The organism is Peribacillus sp. NPDC096448, from assembly GCF_044762675.1.
GTDB classification, from domain to species: domain Bacteria; phylum Bacillota; class Bacilli; order Bacillales; family DSM-1321; genus Peribacillus; species Peribacillus frigoritolerans_B.
This window is the reverse complement of record NZ_JBIWEU010000005.1, coordinates 157,221-170,727: the sequence shown is the minus strand read 5'-3', so window position 1 is coordinate 170,727 and position 13,507 is coordinate 157,221. Positions and strand designations below refer to the sequence as shown.

The following is a 13,507-nucleotide window of genomic DNA, read 5'->3' as shown; positions in this document are numbered from 1 at the left end:
GTATTTAATCTAATGAATTGTTGATTCGAATGTGAATCAAACGATTTATATGTGAATCAACACGTACTACTATTGATTTGAATATGAATCGTTTTAACTTGAATACCCTTAATATAAGGCTCATATAATTTGGCATGCATCTTGCTACATCTATAAATATAAAAATAAACTAGCTTGAAAAAATCCATTACAGAGAAGGGTGTTTTTTACATGATTAAAGAGACTACGGGTATTCAGGAATTAATCGATTTGGATAAAAAGCATTTTATTCATCCGACTACGGCAATCGAACAACAGCAGGCAGATGGTCCAAGTTTCATCTTTAAGGAAGGGAAGGGGATATATCTTACGGATGTCACGGGCAGGACTGTCATTGATGGCATGGCTTCACTTTGGAATGTGAATATTGGACATGGACAAGAAGAGATGGCTGATGTCGCGAAGGAACAAATGGCGAAATTAGCTTTCACCTCAAGTTTCGCCACTTTCAGCAATGAGCCGGCAATCCGTTTGGCGGCCAAAATCGCTTCCATCGCGCCAGGGGATTTGAATGCAGTTTTCTTCACTTCAGGTGGATCGGAGTCGAATGATACGGCGATCAAACTTGCTCGTCATTACTGGCTTTTGAAAGGGCAGCCTAATCGTCAAAAAATCATTTCCCGCTCGAAATCCTATCATGGAGTGGCAATGGGAGCTACAAGTGCGACTGGCCTGAAGCCGTTCCGAGATTTCACGAATTCAATCGCACCTGATTTTTACCATGTGGACGGTTCCTCCATTGAGGAGTTGCGTAAGGTCATAGAACAGGAAGGACCGGAAACGATCGCGGCATTTATCGCTGAACCGATTCAAGGGGCCGGTGGCGTGAACCTTCCTCCTGAAGGCTATTTTAAGGAAGTAAGGGAAATTTGTAATGAATACGGGATTTTGATGGTGACGGATGAAGTCATTACAGGTTTCGGAAGAACAGGGACTTATTTTGGGATTGAACACTTTGGTGTTGTACCTGATATGATGTGCTTTGCAAAAGGTGTAACGAGCGGATATGCACAGTTAGGCGGGGTCGTCCTGAATGATAAGATGCATCAGGATTTCATTGCCCTTTCAAAAGGCACGCTTTTACATGGCTACACTTACAGCGGGCATCCGATGGCATGTGCGGTTGCTTTAAAAAATATTGAAATAATTGAACGTGAAAACCTGATAGAAAACTCGAAACAGCGTGGTGAAGAGTTGCTTGCCGGCTTTAAGAAGCTTCAAAGCAAACATCCGATTATTGGTGATGTCAGGGCACTTGGACTAATTGGAGGCATCTCCATCGTAAAGGACAAACAAACAGGTGAAGGCTTTGAGTCACAGCTTGCTCCAAGACTTGTTGCTGAAGCGGCGAAGAATGGTTTGATTTGCCGCTCTGTTACGTTTGATCAAGATACACTCGTATTCGCACCGCCTTTAATCATTACAAAAGCAGAAGTCGAAAGAATGATTGAAATCCTTGATGTGACATTTACTGCTGTCGAAAAAGAAATTTTATAAGAGGTGAAAGTGATGGTCATGACGGAAACGCTGAAAAAGAAATTATACATTAATGGTAAATGGCAAGAAGCTGAAAAGTACACGACACTAAAGTCTCCTTATAGCGGGGAAGTTCTAGCGGAGATTCCTTCGGCGAGCCTAGAAGACGTCGAGTTGGCAATAGAATCAGCCTATCAAGCTAGAAAAACAATGGCAGCTTTACCTAGTCATAAACGCGCTGCCATACTTGAAAAGCTTGCGAGCCTTTTGGAAAGCCGCAAAGATGAGGCAGCTGAAATTATTGCAAAAGAGGCAGCGAAACCGATTAAAACGGCAATGGTTGAAGTATCCCGGACGATTGCCACATATAAATTTGCAGCAGAGGAAGCAAAAAGGATTCATGGAGAAACATTGACGATGGATGCAACAGCTGACGGAGAAGGAAGGATAGGGTACACCGTCCGTGAGCCTCTAGGCGTTGTGGGTGCGATTACTCCTTTTAATTTTCCGATGAACCTTGTTGCCCATAAAGTAGGCCCGGCCATTGCTGCCGGAAATACACTTGTCCTGAAACCTGCGAGCCAAACACCGCTATCTTCACTATTTCTTGCCGAACTATTAGCAGAAACGGATTTGCCGGCAGGTGCGTTTAATTTAGTCACCGGAAGCGGTTCGGTAATCGGTGATAAATTAGTCACCGATTCACGGGTGAAGAGCATTTCATTTACCGGAAGTCCGGCTGTCGGAATCGGGATCCGTAATAAGGCCGGGTTAAAGAAAGTGAGTCTTGAACTAGGTTCGAATGCGGCTGTCATCGTCGATAAAGGGATCAATATCGATAAAATCATCCAGCGCTGTGTATCGGCAGCATTCGCTTTTCAAGGGCAGGTCTGCATTTCCTTACAACGCGCTTATGTTCATGAAGAGGTGTATGATGAGTTCGTCAAAAAATTCACGGAAGCAACGAATGGCTTGAAACTAGGGGATTCTTTGGACCCGTCTGTGGATATTTCGGCATTGATCAGCGCTGGGGATGTACAGCGAAGCCTGGATTGGATCGGTGAAGCTAAACAACACGGTGCGATTGTTGCAGCAGGAGGTAAATCTGAAGGAAATATCCTGCATCCCACTGTGTTGCTGGAAGTGGATGCAATGCTTAAGGTATCTTGTCAGGAAGTCTTCGCTCCAATTGTTTTGATCAATAAGGTTTCTTCCGTTGAGGAAGCGATTGACTTGGTCAATGATTCCGAATTCGGATTGCAGGCCGGGATTTACACAGAAAATATCAATCTGGCTCTTTCTGCCGCAGAAAAATTGGAAGTCGGCGGTGTTATCATTAATGATATCCCAACTTACCGTGTTGACAACATGCCATATGGCGGAGTCAAAAAAAGCGGGACGGGTCGCGAAGGACTGAAATATGCCATTGAAGAAATGACGGAAATGAAATTAATCATTATTAACCGGAATTAATCAGAAAAGAGGTGGGCAGCTGCTCATCTCTTTTTTTCTATGAATCTTGTAAGAGATTGGCCCATGAGTTATGCAAAAATGAATAGGTAATTCACGACTGAATTTAAATAAGACAGGAAAGGGCAAAAAAACGTGAGTTACCTAATATTTCAAACTGGCATGAATCTTGCTCATATTTTATATAGGTAGATATCTTAAAACCGAGGAGGAAATTACATGCAGGAAACTTTGCAAAATAATACGAAAAAAGAAGGAACGGGAGCACTGGACTTAAAGATGTTCATCAATGGGGAATGGGTGAATTCGACTTCTGGTGAGAAGAGGGATGTATTGAATCCGGCCACGGGGGAAGTTATTGCCAAAGCAGCGGAAGGGACACAGGAAGATGTGGATGCAGCGGTCGAGGCAGCAAAATATGCTTTCTATGAAGGTGGTTGGTGGGGAACTCCGGCCGTCGAAAGAGCTCGCATTTTATTCAAAATAGCCGACAAAATAGAAGAAAAAGCTGAAGAACTAGCTGCGTTGGAGACATTGGATAATGGGAAACCATTGCGTGAGGCTCGTTATGATATAGCTGATTCGGCAGCCTGTTTTAGATATTATGCAGGATTGGCTACAAAACCGACAGGTCAGACTTTTGAAGTTCCTGACGGCCAGCAAGCGATGGTCGTAAGGGAACCGATCGGTGTCTGCGGGCAGATCGTTCCATGGAATTTCCCACTGATGATGTCCGCCTGGAAACTGGCTCCGGCTCTTGCTGCAGGAAATTCCGTTGTGTTCAAACCATCTGAGATCACTCCGGTGACGGCGGTCAAACTATTTGAAATCATGGATGAGGTAGGATTGCCAAAGGGTGTCGCAAATCTTGTGTTGGGAGCGGGGCCAGTTGTCGGACAAGCCATTGCAGAGCATGAGGAAATCGATAAAGTAGCCTTTACAGGAGGAACGGCAACAGGACGTAAGATCATGGAGGCTTCACTGGGTAACCTAAAGAAAGTGACATTGGAGCTCGGCGGTAAATCGCCTAATATCGTATTTGCGGACTCAGACTTTGAGACTGCCGTTGACTATGCTCTATACGGGATTTTCTGTAATCAAGGACAAGTGTGTTCAGCTGGCTCCCGTTTACTGTTGGAAGAGTCAATTTACGATCAATTCATTGCAAGTCTTACTGCGAAGGCGAAAAAGATCAAAGTAGGTTCAGGTTCTGATGAAAACAGCCAGATGGGACCTATCGTTTCAGAAGCCCATATGAACAAAATTTTATCGTATATTCAAATCGGAAAAGAAGAAGGTGCCAAATTAATCGTCGGTGGAAATCGAATTAAAGAAGAAGGCATGGATAAAGGTTACTTTGTCGAACCTACTATTTTTGTTGATACAACACCGGACATGAGGATTGTTCAGGAAGAAATTTTTGGACCGGTGCTTGTCGTTCAAAAATTCAAGGATGAAGCGGAAGCTCTTCGACTTGCCAATGATACGAAATATGGTTTAGCCGGAGCGGTGTTCACGAATGATATCGCAAAAGCATACCGTGTCATTAAAAAAGTGCGTGCCGGCATCACGTGGATAAACTCATATCATCCGACTTATAACGAAGCTCCTTGGGGAGGGTTCAAGCAAAGCGGAAATGGACGCGAACTGGGAACCTTCGGTTACGAAGCTTACACCGAAGTGAAGCAAATCAATAACAACTTGGATATTCAGCCAACAGGCTGGTTTGATGAAGAGTAAATAGCTTGACGAAAAAAGGCTGTTCCTTGGGGAACAGCCTTTTTTCGTGGAATCGGAAATATAATGTCGAAATCGCAGATAAAATGCCGAAATCGGAGATAAAATCTGAGAAACGTAGATAAAATGTCGAAATCGGAGATAAAATGCCTGAATCGCAGATAAAATCCGAAAAACGCAAATAAAATGTAGAAATCGCAGATATATTTAAAGAATGCTAAATATTGTTTTACTTTTGTCGGACTTTTTCAAGATCAACCCGTCCTGAAAAGAAAACGGCGCCATTACCCATATCTGCGAGGCGATCTGGGGTAAGGGAATTGATGTGTTGTTTTGTTTCAGGTGCATTTTGCCACAAGCCTTGGCTGACAAGAACGCCGGGTAACACATTTTCACCGGGAGCAGCGGTAAGCAAACATTCACCGCGATCATTCCAGATTCTAACCATATCTCCGGCGGCTATCCCCATTGTTTTGGCATCAGCGGCATTCATGTGCAGTTTCGGTTCCTTTTCCATGGAGATATGTTTGGCATTATTTGAAAAGGTTGAATTCAAGAAATTGTGATTAGGTGCCGGAATGAATAAAAATGGCAGGTCGCTGTCTTTTATGATTGGCGTATATGTTGGCAAAGGCTCGTATCCATCCTGCTTCATCCGTTCGGAATAAAGTTCGATTTTACCGCTTGGTGTCGGGAGTTTTCCTGGGAACAGCGGCTGCATTTTGGCTTTGACAAATTGATTCTTTGAGAGGGAGTCATAGGTAATGCCTTCCAAATGCGGGTTATCGGGAAAATTCAGCGCCTGCCGTATCATATCTTCCTCTGAATCTCTAAATGCTTGTTCCACAAATCCCATTCCAGTAGCTAACAGTTTGAACAATTCAACATTCGATTTCGATTGGCCATATTTTTCGACTACAGGTTTTTGTATTTGCACGTAATTATGCCAGTATGAATTATAAAAATCCTCCGTTTCATAAGATGATGTGGCAGGAAGGACGAGGTCGGCAAACATGGCCGTTTCGGTTAAGAATAGATCATGGACAACTGTGAATAGATCTTCCCGCATTAGACCTTCCTGCACCTTATTTGCATTCGGAGCGACAAGTGCTGGGTTTGATCCGTATACAAACATGGAGCGAATCGGGTTTTCTTTTTCCAGAAGAGCTTGACCGATTTGGTTCATATTAATGGTCCGGGTAGCTTTATTTTGCAATAAGTCAGGACGTCTTAAGGCATTTATATTAAAGGCCAGATATCCTGAATTACCTTTGATGGCTCCGCCGCCTTCCGCCATCCATTGGCCGGTAAGTGCAGGCAGGCAGGCAATGGTACGTACCGCCATGCCTCCATTGTCATGGTGCTGCAGGCCATTGCCTATCCGAACGAATGAGGGACTTGTAGTGCCGTACATCCTGGCTAGTTCATATAAGTCATCAATTGGAACGCCAGTTATCGCGGAGACGGTCGCAGGGTCATATTGGCGGACGTGTTCGCGCAATTCAGCAGCACCCACTGTGTATTCATCGAGAAAGGGCTGGTCGACTAGATTCTCGGCATATAGAATATGCATTAATCCGAGGGCGAGTGCACTATCGGTGCCAGGCAGAATCGGAATGAACCAATCTGCCCACTTGCCGGTTTGGTTTTTATGTACGTCAATGACAACTACTTTGGCCCCGTTTTTTCGGGCTTGCTGGGCAAGCGTCACTTGGTGCATATTTGTGCTCACAGCGTTAATGCCCCACATGATGAAAAGCTTTGTATGAATCGTTTCTTCTGGATCGATGCCGTATGAACCACCCATTGTATAGCTGTATCCGACTGAGCCAGCCGCATTACAAATGGAACGCTCGAGTATGCTTGCACCGAGTTTGTTGAAAAAGCGGCGATCCATCCCCTCGGCGCTGAGGTTCCCCATGTTTCCGTAAAAGCTGTAGGGAAGTATGCTTTCCGGTCCGTGCAATTCGATCAGGTCTTTCCATTTGGAAGTGATTATATCAATGGCCTCTTCCCAGCTGATTGGAGCGAAAATCCCTTCCCCTTTCGGACCTATGCGCTTTAATGGCTGTTTTAAGCGATTGGGGTCATATAGGCGAGCAGTCATGTTTCGGACTTTGTTGCAAATATTACCTTTGGTGACTGGATGATCAGGGTCTCCTTGAACTTTAATGATTTTCCCGTCTTTTTTGTGCAGCAGTAAACCGCATTGATCAGGACAGTCAAGAGAGCAAACAGAGGGAAAGACTCCATCTGGCTGATTGATATGGGATTGCATGGCGTATTCCTCCAAAATGATTTACTCTAATAAAATGAATTTTCTTATTTATATTGAAAGTGAAATCGTTGAAAGGTGCAAGAACTTCTTAACATATGTTTTTTTTTCTGATAAGCTTACAAGATGAAAATTAACCTATAAATAGGAGGATTCATTTTGGAGTATGGAATTATAATATCAATTGGAATATACATGGTAGGTATGCTGCTAATTGGCTATTTGGCGTATCGGAAAACGGCTAACCTAACCGATTACATGCTTGGCGGCCGGAACTTGGGCCCGGCTGTGACTGCATTGAGTGCAGGGGCTTCCGATATGAGTGGCTGGCTGTTGATGGGTCTCCCTGGTGCGATGTACATAAGCGGGTTGAGTGCTGGCTGGATTGTCATCGGCTTGTGTGCAGGCTCCTATTTAAACTGGTTATTCGTGGCACCAAGACTTCGGACATATACGGAAATTGCCGGCAATTCGATTACGATTCCCGACTTTTTGGGAAATCGGTTTAAAGATGGCTCCCGGGTCTTAAAAGTGGTATCAGCATCGGTCATTTTAATTTTCTTCACCTTTTACACTTCTTCGGGCATGGTAGCGGGCGGTGAGCTTTTCCGTACTGCTTTCCATTTAGATTACCGGTGGGGCATCTGGCTGACGGCGAGCGTCGTTATTCTTTATACATTATTTGGCGGATTCCTGGCTGTCAGCTGGACGGACTTCGTACAAGGTACAATCATGTTCATTGCCTTAATTCTAGTACCAGTTGTCACGATTATAAATATTGGGGGCTGGGATCCTGCCTTTAATGAAATAAAATCGATTAACCCGAATTTATTGCATGTTTTTGAAGGAACATCAACCATTGGCATCATATCTCTTCTGGCATGGGGGCTTGGTTATTTCGGGCAGCCTCATATAATCGTTCGATTCATGGCGGTTTCATCTGTTAAAGAATTGAAAAGTGCACGGCGAATCGGTATGGGATGGATGATTTTTGCTATCGTCGGAGCGATGTTCACCGGATTGGTGGGGATAGCTTATTTTAACCTGACAAACAGTCCTTTAGGGGAAAGGAATGCGGAGTCCGTCTTCATCATTTTAGCTAAAGAACTGTTTCCATCTTTAATTACAGGCTTCTTGTTGGCTGCGATTTTAGCGGCGGTCATGAGTACGATTGCATCACAGCTGTTAGTATCGGCAAGTGCTCTGACAGATGATTTCTATAAGCAGTTCATTCGGCCGAATGCATCTGATAAGGAGTTAGTGCTGGTGGGTCGGTTTGGTGTATTGGCGATATCTGCCATTGCCCTATTATTGGCTTTTAATCCAAGCGGTACGATCCTTAAATTGGTTGGTTATGCATGGGCTGGTTTTGGGGCGGCATTCGGTCCTGTCATTCTGTTAAGCCTGTATTGGAAACGGATGACGAAATGGGGAGCCCTGGCGGGAATGATTGTCGGTACGGCAACCGTGATTGTCTGGGATATGATCGATAAGTTCGCTGGAGTATACGAAATCATTCCTGGTTTCATCGCTGGTTCAATAGCGGTGGTCGTTTTCAGCTTATTATCGGCCAAGCCTACAAAAGATATAGAAGAAGAATTCAATCAAGCCATTAAAAACCTCTCTTGATTTATTGAAGGTCCAGTTAAAATGCCGTTGATTTTTATACGATATAAAACAATGAATGAAATATATATGGTACAATATCCATAGAGTCCTTATGTTGAAAACATGAGGGCTTTTTTTGAGTGATTTGGGAATAATAAACCAAAAAACAATACAAAGGAAAAAATATGAACCAATCTCATAAAATTGCATGTAAAGTGGCTTTTATATATATATTCATTGGGGTCTTATGGATTATCGTTACGGATTACATCTCTATGTCGCGGGCAAGGGCAGATGTTCAGATATATGCAATGTTTCAACATTCCAAAGGGTGGATGTTCATATTCATAACCGGGCTTTTCCTATACTTCATAATCAGGTATTGGACGGGGAAAATGTTGAGGTCCCAACAGGAATTCATTCTGAAGGATGAACAGTATCGGTCGCTATTCAAGCATAACCCGGATTGTGTCCTTGAGCTGAATCTCGAAGGAAATGTTGTTTCGATAAACCCGGAAGCTGAAAAACTGTTAGGTCATCATAGTGACAATTTGAAAGGCAAGAATGCGAATCATCTCATCAACTGGAATGAAAGTGATAAAGTATCTGAGTTCTTTATACAGTCCCTTCAAGGGGAGGCTGTAAAATTCGAAACGACCATTCAGAATAGCAGTGATGAACAACGGATAATCCGTGTAACTTTTTTACCGATCATCGTTCACTCGGAAATGCTTGGAGTATATGCAATCGTTAGGGATATTACTGAATTGCGGCGCGAAGAGGAATTGATGATCATGTCTGAAAAGCTATCTGTTATCGGACATCTGGCTGCGGCCGTCGCACATGAGATAAGGAATCCGCTGACATCGTTAAAAGGATTTGTACAGTTAATGGATATGACCAAGGAAGTGAACCCGCTGCATTCTGATATCATGTTGAAGGAAATTGACCGAATCAATATTATCTCAAGTGAACTTTTGGTTCTTGGGAAGAAACAGGATGTCGCATTCTGCAGGATCGATCTTGCCGACAGTTTACAACAGGTATTCACTTTGATGAAGGCAGAAACGAATTTGAAAAATATCGAAATGGGGCTAAGGGTTAAAACCGCCGAACCGATTTATATTATGGCTGATTCAATTGAACTTAAACAGTTGATAATCAATATCGTCAAGAACAGCATTGAAGCGATTGAGGATAATGGAGAAATTGATATATCGCTGCAAACCATCGATGGACAAGCTGTAGTCAGCGTGAGTGATAATGGCATGGGAATGGTGCCAGAGCGTCTTGAACGGATCGGTGAGCCTTTTTATTCGACGAAGGAAAAGGGAACAGGGATCGGGCTTGCAATTTGCCGGAAGATCGTTCATCGCCTTCAGGGGGAAATGAATTTTGAAAGTGAAATAAACAAAGGGACGACGGTTACAATTCGTATTCCGTTGGCTACAGGACAAGAATAAATGGTACTATGAAAGATAGGAAAAGTTTTATATTAAAGGAGAACGATATGAGCGAATTACCTGCAATAGTGAACGATAGAAAACCATATATACAAGAGGTCTGGAAAAAGTCCGGATTCGGACAGCTTACTCCGATTCAAACGAAAGCGATTCCCGTGATTGTCGAGGGAAAGGATATCATGGCCGAATCACCGACTGGTACGGGAAAAACATTAGCATATTTACTGCCATTGCTGGAAAAGATAGATCCTGAAAAAAAGTCGCCCCAAGCTTTGATTCTGGCATCATCACGAGAACTGGTCATGCAAATCAATGAAGAAATTCGCATTTGGTCAGAGGGAAGCGGCATTACGGGTGCAGCATTCATCGGCGGTGCTAATGTGAAAAGGCAGTTGGACAAACTGAAGAAGCGTCCACAAGTGATTGCTGGAACACCGGGGCGGATTTACGAATTGATTGCCCAAAAGAAATTGAAGATGCATGAAGTTAAGACGATAGTGCTTGATGAAGGTGACCAATTGATCACTCCAGAGCATATGGGAACAATCAATAATATCATCAAAACAACGCTAAAGGACCGGCAAATCATGGTGTTTTCAGCAACCCTGCCAGAAGAAACGGAAAAAGCGGCCCGGGGGTTCATGAATGAACCCGTAATGATCAAGATCGATAAGCATGAAAAAATGGAATCAAAGGTGGACCATCTTTACTTTGTTGTTGAGAGACGGGAAAAGTCCAAGATTCTCGAGAAAATCACAAGACTTAAAGATGTGAAGGCACTTGCCTTCCTGAATGATATAGCGGAGCTGAGCGTCTTACATGAAAAGCTGAGTTATAAAGGTATTGAAATGGGCGTGCTTCACAGTGAATCCAATAAAGTCGACAGGGAGAAAGCGCTGCGCAAGCTTCGTTCCGGAAAATCCCCGATGCTGATAGCAACGGATGTAGCGGCAAGGGGGCTTGATATTAAAGGTCTTACTGCGGTCGTTCATATTGATATGGCTGACAACATCGAACAATATATCCATAGATCCGGTAGAACTGGGCGTGCAGGTGCAGATGGCACGGTCATTTCAATCGTAACGGAAAGAGAAGAGCGGGAGCTGAAAAAAATGGCTCGTGAACTGGAGATTCCATTAACGAGAGTAACCTTCTATGGTGGAAACATCGTAGTCGATGAATGATTCGGAAAAAGGGACGGCCATGGCGGCTGTCCCTTTTTTTACATTCCCGTTAGGATTAAAATTAAAAGAGTTGCTCAATTTGCAGAATCCAACTGAACAGAAAACCAGATAATATTTCCTGAATTCATGGTCCACTTATATGAATGAAAACGCTTCCTTTATATGTTTTTTTGACATATGATAGAAATAGACATAGGTTAGGAGGAGACGGTATGACAAGAAAGTATAAACAATTTGAAACGGCAGTCATCCATGAAGGATATGACTCGAAGAAGCATTTGGGAAGCTTGGCAGCACCTTTATTCCAAACCTCAACATTCACTTTCGAAAATGCCGAGCAAGGGGAGAGGCGTTTTGCCGGTATGGAAGATGGATATATTTATTCCCGCCTTGGAAATCCAACGGTACAAGTGCTAGAAGAAAAGATTGCCGCACTGGAAGGCGGGGAAGCTGGTCTTGCTTTCGGTTCAGGCATGGCTGCCGTCTCAGCGGTACTTTTTGCGTTAACTAAAACAGATGATCACATCCTCTGCTCACAGGGGGTATATGGTTGTACATTTGGCCTTCTGCAGCTAATGAAAAATAAATACCGGATAACTCATGATTTTTGTGAAATGGATACAGAAGAACAGGTTAGGAAAATGATCCGGCCAGAAACGACCTGCATCTATGTAGAAACCCCGATCAATCCGACGATGAAAATGATCGACTTACAGATGGTGGTGAGGGTTGCGAAGGAATATAATGTGACGGTCGTGGTCGATAATACGTTTTCGACGCCCTACCTACAGAGACCGCTTGAATATGGCTGTGATATCGTCCTTCATAGCGCTACTAAATATCTTTGCGGGCATGGGGATGTCGTTGCGGGACTTGTGGTGGGTAAAAAGGAATTCATGAATCATATAGCTGGGACTACACAGAAAGATATCGGTGGAATCATTTCACCATTCGATGCCTGGCTACTATTACGGGGGTTAAAGACCTTGCCTGTCAGGATGGACCGTCATTCGGCCAATGCAACGGCAATCTTTCATGAACTTAAGAAACATCCAAAGGTGAAAAAGGTATATTATCCAGGTGATGATGCTTCACCGGATCACTATATAATGCAAAAACAGATGAAACATGGCGGCGGCCTTATCTCTTTCGAATTGCATGGCACAAAACAGGATGCACAGGTATTCCTCAATAAATTGAAACTTATCAAAATTGCCGTAAGTCTAGGGGATGCCGAAACATTGATCCAGCATCCCGCTACCATGACGCACTCTGCCGTTCCTGAAGATTCACGGGAACAAATGGGCATCAGTGACCAGCTGGTCCGTCTCTCAGTTGGCCTTGAAGCTTGGCAGGATGTATGGCAAGATCTTCAGCAAGCATTTTAGGGTACCATATCCCTCATTTAGTTCCTTCTATTTTTAATGAAGATGGTGATGGATACGATAAAAGTGATGGCAGCCAGGATATAAGAAATGTCTGTGATTATCGGATAGGCGCCGCTATTTCGTATCCCGATGCCTATGAACGCCCAAACGAATACGAGAGGATAGCACCAATCCCGGTTTTTACCTGCAAAGACAAAGGCAAGGGTCGTTGCTGCAATCTGCAGGAAGATCGTCCAGTTTAATCTGGAAACCCCAAAACCGTCCCATTTGATATAGGTGAGGTAATAAGAAATGTTAGCTATGGTTGCAACACTTACCCAGCCTGTATAAACGGAAAACGGAAATAGGTCGAAAGTCGTGTGTCCTACTTTTTTTATGCTTGTATAAATGATCATTAAAGTAACCAACAAAGCAATGATAATGAATACGGATAACAAAAGGTGTTCATAGTGCCAAGCCAAAAGCCAAGCAACATTCAGGACACAGCTTAAAGCGAACCAAGGGAAGGATGCCTTATAAGCAGGGCTGTTTTGATATTTACTTAAAAACTGCCTGAAGACCCAGATGGCGAGCAGGAAATAGATCAAGCCCCAAATGGAAAATACATAACCGGCAGGAGTGAAAAGGACATCCAGTTTATCGGAAATCTTTCCTGATGTCTGGCCGTTCAATGGCAGGAAATTGGCTAAAAAATTCATCGTGACGACGAATAGATAGAATATCAAGTTAATGATGGAAATAAGCATGGTTTTCCTCCTTATTTGAATTGTGATCCTCTAACCCTATTCCACATATTTACCTTGGTTAACCTTTTTGGAGCACATCGGGGACTTGGGGGTCGATATTTCATAAAGGGAGGAAGTTTCT

General features: G+C 43.5%; 9 protein-coding genes. 7 read left to right on the top strand and 2 right to left on the bottom strand.

Annotated elements, in window-relative coordinates:
• The first annotated feature begins 210 nt into the window (after positions 1-210).
• The 3 genes from ACIQ0C_RS11025 (at position 211) to ACIQ0C_RS11015 (ending at position 4,725) form a co-directional block, all read left to right on the top strand.
• Positions 211-1,536, top strand: coding sequence for an aminotransferase family protein (locus tag ACIQ0C_RS11025; protein WP_403059732.1), 1,326 nt, complete (start codon positions 211-213; stop codon positions 1,534-1,536).
• Positions 1,537-1,554: 18 nt separating this feature from the next.
• A complete protein-coding gene (locus tag ACIQ0C_RS11020; protein WP_403059996.1) occupies positions 1,555-2,988 on the top strand; it encodes an aldehyde dehydrogenase family protein in 1,434 nt (477 codons plus the stop codon).
• Between the two features lie 216 nt (positions 2,989-3,204).
• A complete protein-coding gene (locus tag ACIQ0C_RS11015; protein ID WP_403059729.1) occupies positions 3,205-4,725 on the top strand; it encodes an aldehyde dehydrogenase family protein in 1,521 nt (506 codons plus the stop codon).
• A 226-nt stretch (positions 4,726-4,951) separates the two neighbouring features.
• On the opposite strand, the gene ACIQ0C_RS11010 is transcribed toward ACIQ0C_RS11015, so the two are convergent.
• Complete coding sequence (locus tag ACIQ0C_RS11010) at positions 4,952-7,000, bottom strand: molybdopterin oxidoreductase family protein (RefSeq protein ID WP_403059726.1); 2,049 nt, start codon at positions 6,998-7,000, stop codon at positions 4,952-4,954.
• Positions 7,001-7,156: 156 nt separating this feature from the next.
• Between ACIQ0C_RS11010 and putP the strand changes: the two genes are divergently transcribed.
• The 4 genes from putP (at position 7,157) to megL (ending at position 12,640) form a co-directional block, all read left to right on the top strand.
• The gene (gene putP, locus ACIQ0C_RS11005; protein WP_403059723.1) at positions 7,157-8,626 is read left to right on the top strand and encodes a sodium/proline symporter PutP; all 1,470 of its coding nucleotides are present in this window, start codon (positions 7,157-7,159) and stop codon (positions 8,624-8,626) included.
• A gap of 374 nt (positions 8,627-9,000) precedes the next feature.
• On the top strand, positions 9,001-10,068 hold the full coding sequence (locus ACIQ0C_RS11000) for an ATP-binding protein (RefSeq protein WP_403059720.1): 1,068 nt from the start codon (positions 9,001-9,003) through the stop codon (positions 10,066-10,068).
• Between the two features lie 47 nt (positions 10,069-10,115).
• Positions 10,116-11,252 (top strand): DEAD/DEAH box helicase, encoded by a 1,137-nt coding sequence (locus tag ACIQ0C_RS10995; RefSeq protein ID WP_402838744.1) that lies wholly within the window; start codon positions 10,116-10,118, stop codon positions 11,250-11,252.
• 212 nt (positions 11,253-11,464) lie between these two features.
• A complete protein-coding gene (gene megL, locus ACIQ0C_RS10990; protein WP_403059717.1) occupies positions 11,465-12,640 on the top strand; it encodes a methionine gamma-lyase in 1,176 nt (391 codons plus the stop codon).
• Between the two features lie 17 nt (positions 12,641-12,657).
• Here megL and ACIQ0C_RS10985 read toward each other — a convergent pair whose 3' ends face one another.
• Positions 12,658-13,386, bottom strand: a complete 729-nt coding sequence (locus tag ACIQ0C_RS10985; RefSeq protein ID WP_403059714.1) for a TspO/MBR family protein — start codon at positions 13,384-13,386, stop codon at positions 12,658-12,660.
• Positions 13,387-13,507 lie beyond the last annotated feature (121 nt).